The 17,860-nt window shown below is 62.7% G+C and carries 13 protein-coding genes and 1 pseudogene; 10 read left to right on the top strand and 4 right to left on the bottom strand.

Features of this window, described 5'->3' with window-relative positions; translation table 11 throughout:
• Window positions 1-57 precede the first annotated feature (57 nt).
• Window positions 58-3,882, bottom strand: a complete 3,825-nt coding sequence (locus NJU76_RS00535) for a glycoside hydrolase family 97 N-terminal domain-containing protein (protein WP_254530871.1) — start codon at window positions 3,880-3,882, stop codon at window positions 58-60.
• A gap of 316 nt (window positions 3,883-4,198) precedes the next feature.
• Window positions 4,199-6,103 carry a Hef-associated nuclease gene (han, locus tag NJU76_RS00530; RefSeq protein WP_254530870.1) on the bottom strand — a complete coding sequence of 635 codons (1,905 nt, stop codon included), beginning with the start codon at window positions 6,101-6,103 and terminating at the stop codon, window positions 4,199-4,201.
• A gap of 257 nt (window positions 6,104-6,360) precedes the next feature.
• Between han and NJU76_RS00525 the strand changes: the two genes are divergently transcribed.
• A complete protein-coding gene (locus tag NJU76_RS00525) occupies window positions 6,361-6,858 on the top strand; it encodes a Mov34/MPN/PAD-1 family protein (RefSeq protein WP_254530869.1) in 498 nt (165 codons plus the stop codon).
• A 100-nt stretch (window positions 6,859-6,958) separates the two neighbouring features.
• Window positions 6,959-7,390 carry an FAD synthase family protein gene (locus tag NJU76_RS00520; RefSeq protein WP_254530868.1) on the top strand — a complete coding sequence of 144 codons (432 nt, stop codon included), beginning with the start codon at window positions 6,959-6,961 and terminating at the stop codon, window positions 7,388-7,390.
• Between the two features lie 400 nt (window positions 7,391-7,790).
• On the opposite strand, the gene ilvD is transcribed toward NJU76_RS00520, so the two are convergent.
• Complete coding sequence (ilvD, locus tag NJU76_RS00515; RefSeq protein WP_254530867.1) at window positions 7,791-9,518, bottom strand: dihydroxy-acid dehydratase; 1,728 nt, start codon at window positions 9,516-9,518, stop codon at window positions 7,791-7,793.
• Window positions 9,519-10,375: 857 nt separating this feature from the next.
• Here ilvD and NJU76_RS00510 point away from each other — a divergent pair.
• From NJU76_RS00510 to NJU76_RS00475, 8 genes and pseudogenes are all read left to right on the top strand, one after another.
• On the top strand, window positions 10,376-11,356 hold the full coding sequence (locus NJU76_RS00510; RefSeq protein WP_254530866.1) for a beta-ribofuranosylaminobenzene 5'-phosphate synthase family protein: 981 nt from the start codon (window positions 10,376-10,378) through the stop codon (window positions 11,354-11,356).
• Between the two features lie 287 nt (window positions 11,357-11,643).
• A complete protein-coding gene (locus NJU76_RS00505; protein ID WP_254530865.1) occupies window positions 11,644-11,973 on the top strand; it encodes a transcription factor S in 330 nt (109 codons plus the stop codon).
• Window positions 11,974-12,257: 284 nt separating this feature from the next.
• Window positions 12,258-13,538 (top strand): DNA polymerase Y family protein, encoded by a 1,281-nt coding sequence (locus tag NJU76_RS00500; RefSeq protein WP_254530864.1) that lies wholly within the window; start codon window positions 12,258-12,260, stop codon window positions 13,536-13,538.
• Between the two features lie 118 nt (window positions 13,539-13,656).
• A pseudogene (locus NJU76_RS00495) lies at window positions 13,657-14,024 on the top strand (J domain-containing protein); the annotation flags it as partial.
• A 115-nt stretch (window positions 14,025-14,139) separates the two neighbouring features.
• The gene (locus NJU76_RS00490; RefSeq protein ID WP_254530863.1) at window positions 14,140-14,670 is read left to right on the top strand and encodes a helix-turn-helix domain-containing protein; all 531 of its coding nucleotides are present in this window, start codon (window positions 14,140-14,142) and stop codon (window positions 14,668-14,670) included.
• A 170-nt stretch (window positions 14,671-14,840) separates the two neighbouring features.
• Window positions 14,841-15,083, top strand: coding sequence for an alanyl-tRNA editing protein (locus NJU76_RS26690; protein ID WP_340681225.1), 243 nt, complete (start codon window positions 14,841-14,843; stop codon window positions 15,081-15,083).
• 91 nt (window positions 15,084-15,174) lie between these two features.
• Complete coding sequence (locus NJU76_RS00480; protein ID WP_254530862.1) at window positions 15,175-16,413, top strand: mandelate racemase/muconate lactonizing enzyme family protein; 1,239 nt, start codon at window positions 15,175-15,177, stop codon at window positions 16,411-16,413.
• 212 nt (window positions 16,414-16,625) lie between these two features.
• Window positions 16,626-17,054, top strand: a complete 429-nt coding sequence (locus NJU76_RS00475; protein ID WP_254530861.1) for a hypothetical protein — start codon at window positions 16,626-16,628, stop codon at window positions 17,052-17,054.
• Here NJU76_RS00475 and NJU76_RS00470 read toward each other — a convergent pair.
• On the bottom strand, window positions 17,012-17,851 hold the full coding sequence (locus NJU76_RS00470) for a sugar ABC transporter permease (RefSeq protein ID WP_254532516.1): 840 nt from the start codon (window positions 17,849-17,851) through the stop codon (window positions 17,012-17,014). The genes NJU76_RS00475 and NJU76_RS00470 overlap by 43 nt on opposite strands.
• Window positions 17,852-17,860: the final 9 nt, after the last annotated feature.

Genomic DNA, 17,860 nt, shown 5'->3' with positions numbered 1-17,860 from the left:
GGGACGGATCGTCTCGCACCGCCGCATTCGACCCTGCAGTGCAGGTTTGGAACACCACTAGCCGTCGGAAAGCGGGACGAACGGCAGCGTCGCCCGTTCCTCAGCCGAGTACGCGAGCGCCTCCGCCTGGCTGACGTCATCGGAAGTCACCAGGTCCATGACGCGAGGTGCGTTTTCGGCTGCACCGGCCTTTGCGCCACCGAACGCGTATTCTTCGGCGGTTTCGGCGACCGGTCGAAGCGTCCCTCGGTCCTCGGACTGGAGCATCGCGACGACTTCGAGGTCCGAAATATCGGCCCCGCCGAAGGCGGTCTGATCGACGGAAAGCGACACAGTATTGGCGTCAGAATCGACGTCCTCGCGCACGGCGACTGCGTCTCCGTTTTCGTCGGTCAACGGATTGCCGCCGGCATCGACGGCGCTCTTCGTGAAGCCGCTGATCTCGAGGCGGTAGTGCCACGCCGAGTCGAAGTCAGCGGCCAGGGCGATGTCGCCGACCTCGGTAGTGGTACCGCCATCGGCGGTCGGGTCGCGGAGCCACAATACGAACATGTGGGGTGAGAAGCCGCGGTCGCTCCCGAACCCGTTGTTCAGGGTCTCAACCGCGAACGTGAACTGAACGCTGCTGTCGGTCCGCGTCACCTCGAAGGACCGAAGGTCGAAGACGCCGTCTTCGAACACGCCGTTGGTGGGATACGTATAATCGCCTGGGCCGTGGTCGTCGCCGCTCGAATCGGCGATCGTGGTGACGATTTCGGGCGGGTTCACCGTCACCGTTCGGTTGGCGATGATCTCTCCGTCCGATGTTCGGACGATCACGTGGGAGGTCCCCGGGGTGTCGATCGTCGACCCGAACGCGAACTGCTGATCGCTCGCGCCCGGTGCGATCCGAACGTTTTCCGAACCGACGAGGTCATCATCCACGACGACCTCGACGTTCGTTCCGCCGATGTAGTCACCGTCGTTCGAGCCGATTGCGGAGATGAACGGCTCCCGTACGAACGTTTCACCGTCGATCGACACGTCGATTTCTTGCGAGGGACGGTCGTACCGCGGTAGCGATCCGAGGTCCTCCTGCGTCGCCGGACGGAGGCGAACGGCAGTGCCACCGGACCCGACCATCGACACGAGCAGCGACGTGGATTTGTGGACGATCGCCTCGTCGATTCGAACGTCCTCGAGAGTGTCGTCGTAGTCCGCGTCGATCCCGTCGGAGTAGATTTCGGCAACGTACCGACCGTTCGGCTGGCCGTTGTCGGGACCCTGACCAGTGGCGGGACCTTGACTCTCGTCGGGAGACCTTGGATTGCGGTTTTTGTGGCTCTTCTGGGACACGGCACTCATCGTTCCGTTCTGAACCCGGTTTCGGTCACGGTCTCGGTTCCCGTTCCCGGCGTCGCCTTTGCCGGGCGCGTCATCGAGGAAAGTGAGTGGCACGTCGAGTGCGCGCCCGCTCTCGTCGGTCATCGCACCGACGTACCACTCATCGTCCTTCTGCCGAGCGATGATCGTGTAGTCGCCGATCGACGAGTCCAGGACGCGCGTGTCGTCCCAGCCCGCGGCCGGAACGTCTTCGATGAACTGGAACTCGGGGACAGTTGGCCCCGTGATCGGCGGTTCGGCCGGCTCGGGCATCGGCTGTCCGGACTCCGTGACGGCGACCGCATCGAGATTGAACCCGCCCGTGTCATCGGCCGTCAGGGTTACTCCGAGCTCGGTATCGCCGTTTTCGAGCGGAACGGTCGTCTTCACCGTAGTCCAGCCGTCCCAGTACTCGGTTCCCGGGATCCATAGCTGCTCGGCCGGTTCCCCGTTGATCTGGAGCGTGGCCGTCGCGCTCAGGCCGTCATCGAGTCCGTTGTCCGCCTCGTAGTTTGCGATCCGGAGGTGAACGTCGTACTCGCCGGCAGCGACGTTCTCAACGGTCCAAGTGGCCGTCGAACCGCTGTCGACGCTGTTGGCGTCGAACGGGACGTACGCTTCTCCCTGCGCGTTGGCCCACTCCGACTCGGTATCGAATCCGTCCAGTTCGGCGTGTTCGGCTTGGGCGACCTCACCGACTCGCAGCGTTGCGGGCTGGTCTGCCAGGTACGAACTCGGGAGATCCGCGACCATCTGGAGGCCGCTGAAGTAGGTCGGGTACATCGCGAGCTGCTTCGCGCGCGTCGTCTCGATGCCGCCGGAACCGGAGTTCATGTCGAAGATACCCGGCGTGTACTCTACGGGGCCACCGAGCATGCGGGTAAACGGGAACGTGACGTGGTGGGCAGGGCTGACCTCCCCGAACGCATCGTACTCCTGGCCCTTCACACCCTCGCGGGTCATCAGGTTGGGGTACGTACGGCGGCGGCCGGTCGGATGGATCGGCTCGTGCATATCGAGCATCTGCCGATTGGCTGCCGCAGTCTCTGCGACCAGCGTGTGGTGGTTGACGAGCACCTGATTGTGATGATTGTGCCCCTCCCCAGCCAGGTTTCCGTTGTCGGAAACGAAGCCGTTCTTGATCGTTCGGATGTCGAGATCGTCGTACAGGTCAAATGCGTCGTCGAGCTGTGACCCGTAATTTTTGAAATCCCCCGCCGTCTCGTTGTGCATCGTCATCTGGGTCGACGGCTCGAGGCTCGGGCCGTAGCTGGTCACTCGCTCCAGATCGAAGTCGGGATATGGCTCCGTGAAGTCGAACTCGCTTCCGTCGCCCGGGTAGCTCGACCAGCCTTTGTTCCAGCCCTCGACGAGGACGCCGGGGATATCGTGCTCGCTCGCGAAGTGCATATACTGCATCGCGCGCTCGGTCTGTGCCCCGTGGTTGCCGGTCTGTGGTCCCTGATACTCCCAGTCGGCGCGGCCGGTGATCATCAGCCACCAGACTCCGATAAACTTCTGGGGCTCGATCCAGTCAGTTCCCTGGACGAACATGTCGTCGCTATGATCGTCGTTGAGGTTGACGATGAGATTCGATTCGACGAGTTCGCCCGGCCGCGTGCCGAGCTGGATCGTCCGCCACGGCGTTACGTGCGGTGCTGACGCGGATACTTTCGTCCCGTCCGGAAGTGGGGCGAGTGTCGACTCGAAGTCGGTGTCACCGCTCGCCTGCGGCGCGATCGCGAGCGACGCGTAATCGTCGAGGTTCGCCTCGTGAACGCTAACGTAGTGATCGTCGCCCGTTCGCATCGTCATCGGCGTGTGGACGCCGTCGAACGCGCCGCCCATGTCCGTCTCGAGCGTGGAACCGATTTCGGAAAGCGAGGTCTCCTCGTACTCGACCTCGAAGTTGTTGTAATCGTTCGGAATCCACCACGACTCGTAATCGTCTGCGAAGGTGTATTCGGTCCGTTCGGACGTGATGACGAACGGATTGCCGAAGCGTTCGTCGAAGAGGAACCGGAACCCGAGACCGTCGTCGAACACCCGTATCTCGAGGGTGCCGCCCCGACCCTTCCCATTGGTCTCCTCGAGTCCGAGTCGGAGTTCGCGGTAGTGGTTTCGGATCTCGTCGTATCGATCCCAGACCGGCTTCCACGTCGTATCGTCGGTCGTCCGTTCACTGCCGGTGACGGTCACGATCGGCGCGTCGCTCCCGACGCCGAACGCAGACTGGTTCTGGAATTCGAATCCGATGCGCGAGGCTTCGATGACGGTTTTCCCCTCGAACGAGACGCTGTACGTCGGCATTCCGTCGGCGACGTTGACTGTCATACTCACGCGCTCATCCGGCGAAGTGACGGTCTGTGTCACCGAATCGTCACCATCGTCGACTGGCGCCGCAGCGTCCGCCGAGATGTCTAACGAGTACGCTGCCGCGGCGAAGAGCGATGCCATTCCGCCGAGCAACCCCCGACGTCGATACTCCCTGAATGTGTGATGAGAACATTCATCAACCATTACAACGTGGAAATCAGGCCGACCACACAAAAAATTTACTACTGAAGATAATTGTAATGGCTACTGAAGACCGTGCTGTAATCCGGCTCGAACGAAGGAACCGGCACACGTGAGCACGAACCAACCCGGTCGCGATGAACCGATCTCTCCGATCCGAAATCGGCCGGCCGTAACGGACACTCGCGTCTACGAGACGCGGGCGGTCGTCATCCGCCCGGTTCTGGTGTACGGGTCTTCGCTTCGAACGTCGTCCCCGTAGCAACGGCTTGCGCAACGAACTACCGAAACCGTCCGAAACGGCGTAAAAAGGTCAGCTTCAGTCGTCGATCGGTGCCGCACTCGAGAGAGCTTCGTCGATGTCGGCCTCGGCCATCTTCTCGACTAGGGCGTCGATTACCTCTTCGCGCTTGCCGCCGACGAATTTGATTGACCCGACGACGAGGTGGCCGCCGCCGGAGACGCCACCGCCTGCGATTTCGGCCTCGAGTTCGGAGACCATCGTGGGGATGTCGAGTCGGACGCCATCGCTCCGTAACACGGCGAAGTCCGGACCGTACCCGACCGTGATGACCGGATCGCCCGTCTCTTCGATTTTTCGGTCGTGGATTTCACCGGTGGTTTTCCCCGGCGCGGGGTAGGTGAATCGGTGGGCATAGTTCTCGACGTCGATCCGGTAGAGGTGTGCCCCGTTGTCCAACGTCTCGTGTTCGAGATGGGGCATCGCGGCCTCGAGTTGCTCGTCGACTTCCTCGCGGGCGCGGTCGGCGAAGAACGAGACGAGTTCTCGATGGCGCGCTCCGTCGTCGCTGTCGAGTTCGAGCAGATCCTGAATCAGCTGATCGCCGGAGTTGTACCGCAGCCAGAAGGCGGCGTAATCGAGCGCCTCGCTGACGTCCTGCAGGCGATCCTCGTCGTAGCCTTCGGCGGCGGCGAGTTCGATGTAGTCGTCCATCGCGTCGGCCTTCGACCGGTCCGATAGGCCTGCAACGGCTGGAATGTGGCGGAGATCCTCGGTAAGCTCAGGATAGATCATCCGCGCGAGTTCGACGCAGAGCATCCCCGTCGTGATCCGGTAATCCTCGTCGTGGAGGTACGGATTCACGTGGGCATCGAGCAAGTCGCCCACTGCCTCGGGATCGGGATGGTGGTGATCGATCGCGACGATCGGGATGTCGTAGTGGGCCAGCGTCTCGTAAGCCGGGACGTCCTCCGCCGTCGAACCGTTGTCCAGCATGAGCAACAGCGGGAGTTGCTGGCCGTGTTTCTCACGGTCCTCGAGCGCGAAGTTGAGGTCCCGCGTCGCATCCTCCATTTCGTAGAACGGCGCCTTCGCTGGAAGCCGCTTGATGAGGTGGCGCGGTGCGTCTTCGTCCTCGTGGACATCGGCGATGAACCGCTCCAGAGCGATCTGGACGGGGACGGCGGCGCACATTCCGTCGCCGTCGGCGTGGTGGCGCACCCGGATCGGGCGCCCCTCGAGGACGGTACGGCGGAGCAGTCGAGCGACCTCCTCGAGGTTCGGGCGGAGCTTTTCGAAGGCCGGCCAGTCGATCAGCGGCGCGACGTCGTGTGGTTCGGCGCGAGCTTCGAGCGCGTCGTCGAGGCGCTCGCGGGCCTCGTCAGCGTCGTCGCCCTCGAGTTTCGAGAGACCGTCGACTTCGATCTGTACCGACCCTTCGCGGTGTTCCGGCATACCCGTCACGCGGACGACATCGCCGACCTCGATCGTCGGATACGCGCGGACGCCCGCCTCTTCGAAGGCGGCGCAAGGAACGACGCCGTTCTCATCGGCGACGTGGAAGATCGTCGGGCCGCCGGTCTGTTTGACCTGCGTGACCTCTCCTTCGACGTGGATTTGCTCGCCGAGGTTGCTCTCGAGACGGTGGGTGCCGGTCAGCGAGTAATCGTGATCGACTTCCTCGAGTTCGTACTCGTCGATGTCGACCGGTTCGAAAGCCATATCGCCGTTTTCGCGGATGGACTCGAGTTCGACGACGAGTTCGTCGCCGACGCCGTACGTTCCCGTAAGGACGGATTCGTGGACGAGACCTGAGACTGAGTCGGAGAGATCGACGAAGACACCGTAGTCGACGATACCGTTGATCTCGGATAGATATGGGCGGCCCTGTTCGACGTCTTCGGCGGTACAATCGGGGGCGAGATCGTAGACGACGGAATCCCCGTCGTCTGCGCCGGGTTCCCCGGCGGAGTCACGCGTCATCTTATTTCGCCGTTTGGGGGTGGTCGCGTATAACCCTTGTCAAGAAGGGATGTCGTCTCGAGTCGCCACGGTAGCGGGTATCCGTCAGCGTGGTCGAGTCGCTTCACACTGGCGAGCATTTCTGCGATTCCTGACAGCACGTCGTTTCGATCCGACGGCGATTCGGCTCTTCCCGGTAGCGAGACGGGCTGTAGCCACCGGTGTACGATAACGCGCGCATCGGAACGTTTAGCAACCGCAAGGCCGGAAGTGGGTGTATGGGGCTGTTCGACGCGCTGTTTCGCTCGAGCGAGATCCTCGGAATCGCCGAGGAAACCCTCGAGTTCGCCCTCGAGTCCTCGGAGGCGACGCATCCGAACGAGTACATGGGCTTTCTCCGAGGGACCGAGGCCGACCGCCTGGGAGTGGACCGGGACGGGTTAGTCATCACTGATGTCCTCGTGGTGCCCGGCACCGAGTCCAATAGCGTCAGCGCGACCGTCAAGACGAATCAAATTCCGAACGACGTGAAGGCGCTGGGAAGCATTCACTCCCATCCCAATGGCGTGATTAGCCCGAGCGACGCGGATCTGGACACTTTCGGCCGAGGGAGCATCCACGTCATCATCGGCGCGCCCTACCGCCGAACGGACTGGCAGGCGTTCGATTCGCAGGGAAAGCCGACGCAGCTGAGCGTGATCGACGTCAATCTGCCCGAGACGGAGGACTTCTTCGATTTCACACAGGCGGATATCGACGAGGAACTGCGACGATGAGATTTGCGATTCCCGAGACGATGCTTCCAGTGATTACCGGACGAACGGCGACCGAACCGACGTGCAAACTGCAAACCGCGACGCCGAACGCGAGGACCGCATGACACGGACAGTCATCGCCCAAGGGACCTTCGACATCCTCCATCCGGGTCACGTTCACTACCTCGAGGAGGCCGCGGCGATGGGTGACGAACTGTACGTGATCGTCGCGCGGAAGGCGAACGTCGATCACAAGTCGGCACCGATCTGTCCGGCGACGCAGCGCCGAGACGTCGTCAACGCGCTCGAGACCGTGGACGAAGCCCTACTGGGCCACGAGGAGGACATCTTCGTTCCGATAGAGGAGATCGATCCCGACGTGATCGCGCTGGGCCACGACCAGCACCACGATGACGAGGCCATCGTGGCCGAACTCGACCGACGCGGCATCGACTGCGAGGTTCGCCGGGCGAGCCCCCGAGAGTCGACCGGCGAGGGCGAACTGCTGTCGACGCGACTGATCATCGATCGAATCCTCGAGCAGCGAGGCTAACGAGGTCGGTCGGCCGTTCGCCCCATGCGTTGCGTCGAGCGGTTCGAAACGAACCGACGGGACGATGCGGGCACTGATCGGGTTCACGCACTGATGGCCGGCCCTCAGTCTCGGCTTAATTCTGGAGTATCGATGGCGGTGGTGGAAGTCGGAGCGAATCGACCGTGTGTCCCGTTTCGACGAAGTGTTCGATCGCTTTCTCGGACACCTCTTTTTCGGTAAACCCATCGGTCGTGCTAATATTCCACTCGCACTGGAGACAGTATTTACACATAGAGCGGTCTATCTGCTATTCGGTCACACGGACCGGAAAGATTCGTGCAGGAAATCGAAGGGAAGGCTCGTCGTTCGGTGGCGACGTATCGTCGGTCCGGTATCGAATCGACGCGCGTCCGCCCGCTTACTCGTCGCTGACGCCGGGGTTGGTCACCGCACCGTTCGCGGCCGACCCGAAGTCGCGGCCGAACTTGGCCAGGACCCCGTTCCGGTAGTTGGGCTCGGGTCGTTCCCAATCCTCGCGTCGGGCCTCGAGTTCGCCATCGTCGACGTCGACCTCGAGGGTGCGCTCTTCGATGTCGATGGTAACCACGTCCCCGTCTTCGATGAGGCCGATGGGACCGCCCGCGAACGCCTCGGGCGCGACGTGGCCGATCGAGAATCCCCTCGTGGCGCCGGAGAATCGACCATCGGTGATGAGCGCGACGTCTTCGGCGTGGCCCTGACCGGCGACCGCGCTGGTGACGCCCAACATCTCGCGCATCCCGGGGCCACCCTGCGGGCCCTCGTTTCGGATGACGATGACGTCACCGCTCTCGACGTGTCCCTCCTGTACGTACTCCATGGCGTTTTCCTCTTCCTCGAAGACGCGGACGGGTCCTTCATGATGGAGGTCGTCGTCGCCGGTCACCTTGAGGACGGCACCCTCGGGCGCGAGGTTCCCGGTCAGAATACGGATGGCGCCCTGCTCGTTTTTCGGCTCGTCGACGGTGTAGAGGAAGTCCGCGTCGAGCTCCTCGATCGAGGGCGGGTCGAGTCGCTCGAGTTCCGCACCGATCGAGTTGCCCGTGACCGTTAGCGCGCCGCCGTGGAGTAGATCTGTCTCGTAGAGGGCGTTGAGGACCACCGGGACCCCACCGACCTCGTGGAGGTCCTGCATGACCCGCGTCCCGCCGGGCTGGAGATCGGCGATCTTCGGGGTCCGTCGGCTGATCTCGTCGAACTCCTCGATCGAGAGGTCGACGCCGGCTTCGGCGGCCATCGCCAGCAGGTGCAAAACGGCGTTGGTCGAGCCGCCGATCGCGACCTGGAGCGCGATGGCGTTTTCGAACGATTCCTTGCGTATGAAGTCGGAGGGCTTGCGTTGCTTCTGGACGGCTTCGACGGCGAGTTCGCCCGCCTCGCGAGCGACTGCGTAGCGCGATTCGTCTTCGGCGGGCGGACTGGCGCTTCCGAGCGGCGCGAAACCGATCGCTTCCGAAATCGAGGCCATCGTGTTGGCGGTGAACATGCCGCCACAGGAACCGGCACCAGGACAGGCGTTCCGTTCCATCTCGTCGAGTTCCTCGTCCGTCATCTCCCCGTCCGCGACGGCACCGACGCCCTCGAAGATGTTCTGGACGGTGATTTCCCTGCCTTCGTGTTCGCCGGGCATGATGGAACCACCGTAACAGAAGACGCTGGGGAGGTCCGTCCGGATAGACGCCATCATCATGCCGGGCATGTTCTTGTCACAGCCGCCGATGGTGACCAGTCCGTCCATCCGCTCGCCAAACGAGACCAGTTCGACGGAATCGGCGATGAGCTCTCGAGAAATCAGTGACGCTTTCATCCCTTCCGTCCCCATCGAGATGGCGTCGGAGATGGTGATCGTGCCAAACTCGATCGGCATGCCGCCGGACTCGTCGACCCCCTCGAGCGCGGATTCGGCGACGTCGTCCAGGTGGACGTTACACGGCGTGATGTCGGCCGCAGGGTTCGGCACACCGATCATCGGTGCGCCGAAATCCTCGTCGTCAAAGCCCATCGCGCGGAACATCGCTCTGTGTGGGGCCTTGTCAGGGCCCTCCGTCACTTCGCGACTCCGCAACCGTTCGTCTTTTCCGTAGTCGAACTCGCTGTCGCTGCTCATGGTCTGACCTTACTTCGAAAGGATATAAGTCACCCTCTCTTGGTCAACCGATCGTGCGGGTCACGTTCGCTTCGATATCGATCCGTCACAAGGAGTTTCCAGACGGTGAGCGACCGGGCAACGCGTACTCGAGGGAGCCGACAAGATACGTCACGAAGAGCAGTCCGTAGTCGATCCGTCGCTGGCGGCGGGCCGACGTGGTGACGGGACGGGGTGGTCCTATACGACGGTCCCGTCGCGGTGTACCCGGAGCAAAAGATCGGTATCTTCGAGCCCGGTTGCTGAACGAAGCCGAGCAGCCAGCACGCCCGATACCACCAGTTAGAGAGGACGTGAAGTACGCTCGGTGTCGGAGTCCGTCCCCGAGCGGTCGTAGCGGCCCGTCGACACCGAGGACTGACGGGGTGGCGTAATGACGCCAGTGACGTCGAATCCACTTCGCCGGAACGACCGTATCGGCGTCGGTGAACAGCAATATTTCACTGTTAGCTTCGCTTGCCCCATATTTCTGACCGATCCAGGATCAGTCCTGTGGTTGTCGACACAGACCCTGTCGACCATCGGATGCGCTCGGGCCACCCGCTCCGTCGTTCGGCCGTTCGCCACGACGATACCCTCGAGCGGCTATCGAGGGTCAGGCGTGTGAGTGAATCGAGCGTTGCATTTCGTTTCTTGCGTCGGAGCGGCCGTGAGTCGTCACCCTGTCGTCGGTCGGTCTCTACAGATAAGCAAGGCGAGTGCCTCGGGGCGTGACCCCGAAGCGGTTCACGCTTCGTACTGATCCTACGACGTGATCGGTCCCTCTCCCCGTTGCCACCGTCGAAATCCCCTTGACGGCCCACCCCTTACGCGGCGATATGGCGACCGCCACTGTTAGCGCTGGTGCGCGACTCCACGTCGGCTTTCAGAACCTGTCGCTCGCTCGAGAGCGACTCTACGGTGGAATCGGCGTCGGTCTCACTGCGCCGCGAGTCACCGTTACCGCCGAACCTTCCGCCACCGTCACCGCTGACGATCCGCTGGTTCAGGAGTACGCGACCCGCGCCGTCGATGTCCTCGACGTCTCCGGCGTTACGATCGCGCTCGTGGAGTCCCTCCCACGGCACGTGGGTCTGGGAAGCGGAACACAACTCGCGCTCGCCGTCCTCGCTGCGACGGCACGCGCACACGGTCGCCGCCCTCGAGTACGAGACCACGCACCCGCGATCGGTCGGGGAGGGCGCAGCGGCGTCGGCGTCGCGACGTTCGAACGTGGCGGGTTCGTCGTCGACGCCGGGCACCCGACGAATCGATTTACGACGGAGCCACCCGCGGAGGGCAACTGGACGGTCCCGCCGATCGTCGCCCGCCACGATCTGCCGACGGAGTGGCGATTTCTCGTCGTCGTCCCCGACGCGGAACCCGGCCGTAGCGGCGACGACGAGGATGCGAGCATGCGCGCCGTCGTCGACCGAGCCGATCCCGCCGTGGCCGACGAAATCGCTGGCGTCGTAACCCGCAAGCTCCTCCCGGCCGCCGCCGCGGGCCGACTCGAGGCATTCGGGGACGCGATTGCCGAAATCGGCCGCAAAAACGGTGCCTGGTACGCCGACGCACAGGGCGGCGTCTTCCGGCCGCCCGCGGGGGAACTCGTGGAAGCCCTCGAGGACTGTCCGGTCCTCTCCGGGATCGGACAATCGTCCTGGGGGCCGGTCGTGTACGGCGTGACCGATGCGGCTCACGCCGACGAGGCCGAAGCCAGTGCCCGCGATGCACTCGCCGACCGCGGACTCGACGGTCGGGTCGTTCTCACGGAACCGGCCGAGTCCGGGGCACGGGTGAGCGGTGATGGAGCGTGAGGAGAGAACGTGGCGCGTAAGGGAGAGACAGCAGAAATCCTTGCCGTGGCGGCCGTGAGGACGTTCCGGGATGCGAACTGTCCGTCCTCGGAGACACGCTACTCGAGGACTCCTGAGGCGAACTCCTCCTGCACCGATCGGAGAGGCACGGGAATTCGCTCGCGGCGATCAGCAGTACGTGAGCCAGCTCGGGTCGATCGAGAGACGGAGACGCGCCCGAAAACTGTCGTCAGGTCCCGCAGCCGGGAGTGGTGTATTTTTGCGTCTCGAGTTCGTAGACAGCTGGTATGCAGTTTTGCGAAGAATGCGGTTCGATGATGAAAGCGAAGGGCGATCGCATGGTCTGTACGAACGACGATTGCGGAGCCTCGAGGGAGCGGGATCGCGAACGAGAAGACGCGTTCGTCACGACGGAATCGCAGACCGACGACGACGTGATCGAGTCCGACGAGAATGCGAATTTCGAGGGGAAACCGAAGGCGACCGACGTCGTCTGTGACGAGTGTGGGAATCAAGAGGCGTGGTACACCCTCAAACAGACCGCCTCTGCCGACGAACCGCCAACGCGCTTTTTCAAATGCACCGAGTGCGGCCATCGCTGGCGGGAGTACAACTGAACGCTCAGGCGGCCGTCTCGAACTATCGTACTGCACGCACGAGAGACTCTATATCTAGAGCGTGCGAACGACCGGAGGCAACCGTGACACTGTCGACAGACCGATACGTTCCGTGGGACTTCCCGGTCCGTGTCCGCGTCGACCGCCCTTCCGTTTCCGGAGTTCGACGACAGAATCGAGATTGACAACATCGGTGACCATCACGTTAAGCAGAGAGTGACACCTGGTGACGACACGGAGGGCGCAACGTTCACGTCGGTCCGGACGAATCGACCGATAGACGAATGTCCGATGGGCCGCGGCTACCGGGCGTCGAGGGCGAAGACGAAGACGATCGAATCGTCTGTCACGTCGACGCTGATTGCTTCTACGCCTCCTGCGAGCGGCTTCGCGAGCCCGACCTCCGCCGCGAACCGGTCGTCGTCGGAATGGGCTACGAGGAAGGCGACTCGGTCGGCGCGGTCGCCACCGCCAGTTACGAAGCCCGCGAATTCGGCGTCGAGAGCGCCCAAGCAATCTCGACGGCGCTCGAGCGACTCCCCCGACGCGCAGACGACGAAACCGTCGCGGTCGACGACGCGGACGGAGAGCACACGGAGACCGGCTACTACCGGCCCGTTGACATGGATTACTACGAGTCGGTCGCGGACGACGTTCGGGAGATCCTCCACGACTGTGCCGACGTCGTTCGCAAAGTCAGCATCGACGAGGCCTACCTCGATGTGACCGACCGAACCGCCTGGGAGGTGGCGGACGGCTTCGCACGCCATATCAAAGACCGCATCCGTCGGGAAGTCGGCGTGACGGTCAGCGTCGGCGTCGCGCCATCGATGTCAGCCGCCAAGATCGCCAGCGACTTCGACAAACCCGACGGACTCACCATCGTCGAACCCGGTGAGGGACGAGATTTTCTCGCCCCGCTCGAGGTCGACCTGCTCCATGGCGTCGGACCAGTGACCGCCCGCGAGCTTCGGGAAATGGGCCTCGAGACCGCAGGCGACGTCGCAGCGGCCGATCAGGAGCTGTTGGTCGAGCAGTTCGGCGAGCGCGGGAGGGAACTCTCCGACCGCGCTCGCGGCGAAGACGACCGACGGGTCGAGCCGAAAGGCGATCCCAAGAGTTTCTCTCGGGAATCAGCGTTCGCCGAACCGGTCGACGCGCCGGCCCCGAAATACGAACAGATCGAGACGCTCGCGTTAGCCGTCGCCGATCGCGCACGCCGCGAGGGCGCGCTGTACAGGACGATCGGCGTCAAGGCCGTCACGCCGCCGTACGACGTCAACACGCGAGAACGGTCGCTCCCCGGTCCGATCGACGATCCCGAACTGGTCGATCGTATCGCTCGCGACCTGTTTACGGAGTTCGAGGCAGACCCGGTTCGCAAACTCGGTGTTCGAGTGGCGAACCTCGAGTTCGCCGCGGCAGACCAGGCCAGCCTCGAGAGCTGGGAGGGAGATGAGGCCGCTCACGGGACGGAAACGGCCGGAGACTCGTCGGACGACGATTCGGAACCGACTCGCGGTGACCGATCGGCTGGCCAATCGTCGCTCGCTGACTTCTCGTGAGAGGCGTTCGAAACGACCGGCGGCCGAAATACCCACGTACCTCGAGCGACGACGATACCCAAATCGATTTGAACGGTCACCGAAATCGTCCATTCGACCCACCTAGCCTCGAAGCAGAGTAGTGGCACTCACGCTGCTTGCCGTGCTCGTCGCTCGAGCCGTCCGCCGCCAGCAGACCTGGGGGCGGTGACGATCAACGAGACGATCGTTGTCGCACTCGTTCTGGCAGCGACGACGACGCTCGTCGGTGACCCCTTGCTCACGCCGTTCCTGTTCGGCGTCGTAATCCGGCACACGTGGTAGCTCCCCGGCTGGAAGCCGTCGTACCTGTACGTCGTCCCCATCCTCGCGCCGTTCGCCGGATTCGGTGTTGCTGCGGCCGGCACCGCTTCCCTCCCTCTCGATTTCACGGCGTTCGTGATACTCCCGCTGGTCGGCAGGCTGGCGCTCCCATTGCGGACGACTGTCAGGAAACGCTTCGGTTGACAATTTAGTCAGACGTGACGACCCGACTTCTCGATGGCAGTCGGCGGCGAGTTCAGCGTATCTGCACCGTCGACGCTACCGATTAGTTGAAATGGCGCAGATGCCAAAGTGTCGCATGGCCAAATACTCGACTGGTTCGTCCGGCGGTGGCGGCGGGACGAACTGCGAACTCTGCGGTACCGAGAGCGACTCGCTCAGGCTCGCGTCGGTCGCCGGCGCCGAACTCGAGGTCTGCCCAGACTGTGCACCACACGACGATTCGCGAACGCACGGACGGAATCGGAACCGGAATCGAAGGGGGCAGGACTCGAGCGGTGGCCCCGCCGACGAGACGAGTCGAAAGCAGAAGGCGGCCCAGAACGTCGCGAAGGCAAATCCGATATGGGACGGCGATTCCGAACACTGGGAAAACGAGGGGACCAACTACGACGAGGATCCGCTGCCGTATCTCGTCTCGGAGTATGGTGAGACGCTCGTCGAGGCCCGCCAAGACGCCGGACTCAAGCGCGAAGAACTCGCCGACGAACTCGGCGCTCCCGAAACCGACATCCTCGCCGTCGAACAGGGTCGTGCGACACAAGCCGGCATCGGCGGCGGCCTGATCGAGGCGCTAGAAGAGCGACTCGACGTGTCCCTCTCCGAATAGAGGGTGTTTCTGTCGCGGATCGTGACGTTTACGGCGAGCAGATTTTTAACGAGTACTGACAGACTCGAACCGATGACCGAGCAACGGGCGGCAGCGGAGCCATGCGCCACGCAGTTCGAAACCGAAGTGGCGTCAATGACGGCAACCGGGTCTGATTCGAGCGCAGTTACTTGTACGGTCTGGCGGCTGTCGGGCTCGAAATCGGGTCGGAGACGATTTTCGTTGACCCCGAAGCGTGGGCGACTCTCGACGACGAAACCCTGATCGAACTGGACGAAACGATCAATCGGGTGATCTGGGAGTCGCGGCCGATCTCGTGGGACGACGTTCCGGTTACGGAGGCACGCGAGTGCGGGTCGATCATTCGAATAGTCACAACCCGCCTCTGGAGAGTTCTCTGCCAGCCACTGTAGCCCTCTCGTACGTCTCGCCGTCTCCCGAGATTGAGAGGACTTGCCTAGGGAAGGTGAAAACTATTACTATGATGAGAGTGAATGGATTCCCATGAGGGTCGACTATTCACAACTTCACGATCCGAACGCCGAATACACGATGCGGGATCTCTCCGCAGAGGCGATGGGGGTCACCCGCGAGCGCAGTGGCGGACGGGACGTCGAGATCACCGATATTCAGACCACGATGGTCGACGGAAATTTCCCGTGGACGCTCGTCCGGATCTACACGGACGCGGGAATCACTGGTACCGGCGAAGCCTACTGGGGGGCCGGTGCGCCGGAACTGATCGAGCGGATGAAACCGTTCCTGCAGGGGGAGAACCCGCTCGACATCGACCGACTGACCGAACACCTCGTCCAGAAGATGTCCGGCGAGGGATCGATTGGCGGCGTCACGGTCACCGCAATCTCGGGAATCGAGGTCGCGCTCCACGACCTCGCCGGGAAGATTCTCGAGGTGCCGGCCTACCAGCTCCTCGGCGGCAAGTACAGAGACGAGGTCCGCGTCTACTGCGACTGTCACACCGAGGAGGAGGCCGACCCGATCGCCTGCGCCGACGAGGCAGAGCGCGTCGTCGAGGAACTGGGCTACGACGCCTTGAAGTTCGACCTGGACGTGCCGAGCGGTCATGAGAAGGATCGGGCGAACCGGCACCTCCGAGCGCCCGAAATCGAACACAAGGCGTCGATCGTCGAAGCCGTCACCGAGCAAGTCGGCTCTCGAGCCGACGTCGCCTTCGACTGTCACTGGTCGTTCTCCAGCGGGAGCGCGAAGCGGCTCGCGAAGCGACTCGAGGAGTACGACGTCTGGTGGCTCGAGGACCCGGTTCCCCCGGAGAACCACGACGTCCAGCGCGAGGTTACGCAGTCGACGACGACTCCGATCACCGTCGGCGAGAACGTCTACCGAAAGCACGGTCAACGCCGCCTGCTCGAGGAGCAGGCAGTCGATATCATCGCGCCGGACATGCCGAAGGTCGGCGGCATGCGCGAGACGGCCAAGATCGCGGATCTCGCCGACATGTACTACGTGCCGGTCGCGATGCACAACGTCGCCTCGCCCGTGGCGACGATGGGCAGCGTTCACGTCGGTGCGGCGATATCGAACGCACTGGCCGTCGAGTACCACTCCTACGAACTCGGCTGGTGGGAGGACCTGGTGGAGGAGGACGTCATCGAGAACGGTTACATCGAGGTTCCGGAGGAGCCTGGACTCGGCGTGACGCTCGACATGGATGCCGTCGAAGAACGCATGGTAGATGGCGAAGAACTGTTCGACGACGCGTAAGGCCCGCTGAAAGTATCGACATTCCGAAGTTCGCCGACGTACAGCGAGGTGTAGAAATTATGATTACCTAGTTCATCATACATTTAATCTCCGGAATGGAAGGTGGGGTATGGACCGACGAACCGAGACGCCATTTCCATCGGATCGGACGATGAGAAGTGACCGTCGACGACTTCTCGCAGACGGCGGCGAACCCGCGTCCGACACGAGCTTTGAGAGCGGAGACGGCACGCACCATCCCGGTCTGCCGCGCTTCGTCACCGTCGGCGAAGGGATCGTCGACCCGAACGGTTCGTGCGTCTCCGAAAGCAGACGAGGATGAACCGCGACCGCGGGTCAAACTCGACGCGGCGGTCGACGAGGGGAAGGTTCACCTTTCGGCGACCGCGACCGTCACCGGCGACGGCGATCCCACCGTCGAGTTCTACGTCGACGATCGGAACGAGGACGTACTCGAGGCCGGCGGGACGATTCCGGTCAGTGCGATCGACGAACCGATCCGCGTCCACGCCGTTGCAGTGGACGTGCGCCACTCCGTGAAGCTCCACCCTCACCAAGCAAGTGCCGGGGCGGCCCGAGCGCGGGAGGGTTGGGTAGTTCACCCCTCCATGCCGCCGAAGGAGAGGCCGCTCTCGACGTAGCTCTGTGCGAAGAAGTAAATCAACGCAACGGGCAGGGCAAACAGTATTGCAAACGCAGAGAACTGCGTCCATGGCGTCTCGAACCGTCCGCCAGTTGTGAGAGAATAGAGCTCAACCGATAGCGTGTACTGTTCCGGACTGAGCAAGGTCTGCGCGATGATGAACTCGTTCCATCCTGCCAAGAAGGTAAAGACCAGAACGACGGCGATTCCTGGTTTCGACAGCGGTAGAATCACTTCGCGGATAACGTCCCACCGGCCTGCACCGTCGACGATCGCCGCCTCCTCGTAGGACACGGGGATGTTGTCCATGAAGGTCTTGAGCAACCACGTGTTGAACGGAATCGCACTCGCCGCGTAAAACAGTCCAAGCACGAGGAGGTTGTTGTTCAACCCGAGATTGACGAAGAGCGCATACAGGGCAATCAACGTCGCGATCGAAAGGCCAGCACCGACCTGCGTGAACAGGACGTAACCGTAGAGGATTTTCTCGCGACCGATGAAATTCCGCCGCGAGAGCGCGTATGCACCGGGGATAACGACTGACATCGATACGCTGACCGTTACGATGACGACGACCAGGCTGTTGACCAGCGCATCTTGAAATGCAGATTCGAAGATTACCCACCGGTACGCATCGAGATTGTAGGTGGTTGGATCGGCGAATATCCCCTCAGAGCTCATGAGACCGGATCCCTGTGAGAGTGACGCTGTGACGACCCAGTAGATCGGAAACATCAGGATTACTAGAATGCCGATCGCACTGCCAGTTCCAGCAACCGTCTTGATGGTGTCGATCGGATCTCG

Origin of the sequence: Natrinema gelatinilyticum (assembly GCF_024266705.1) — an archaeon.
In the GTDB taxonomy this organism is placed as follows: Archaea; Halobacteriota; Halobacteria; order Halobacteriales; family Natrialbaceae; genus Natrinema; species Natrinema gelatinilyticum.
Note: the sequence above shows the minus strand (reverse complement) of the source record. Positions and strands in the feature narration are given on the sequence as shown.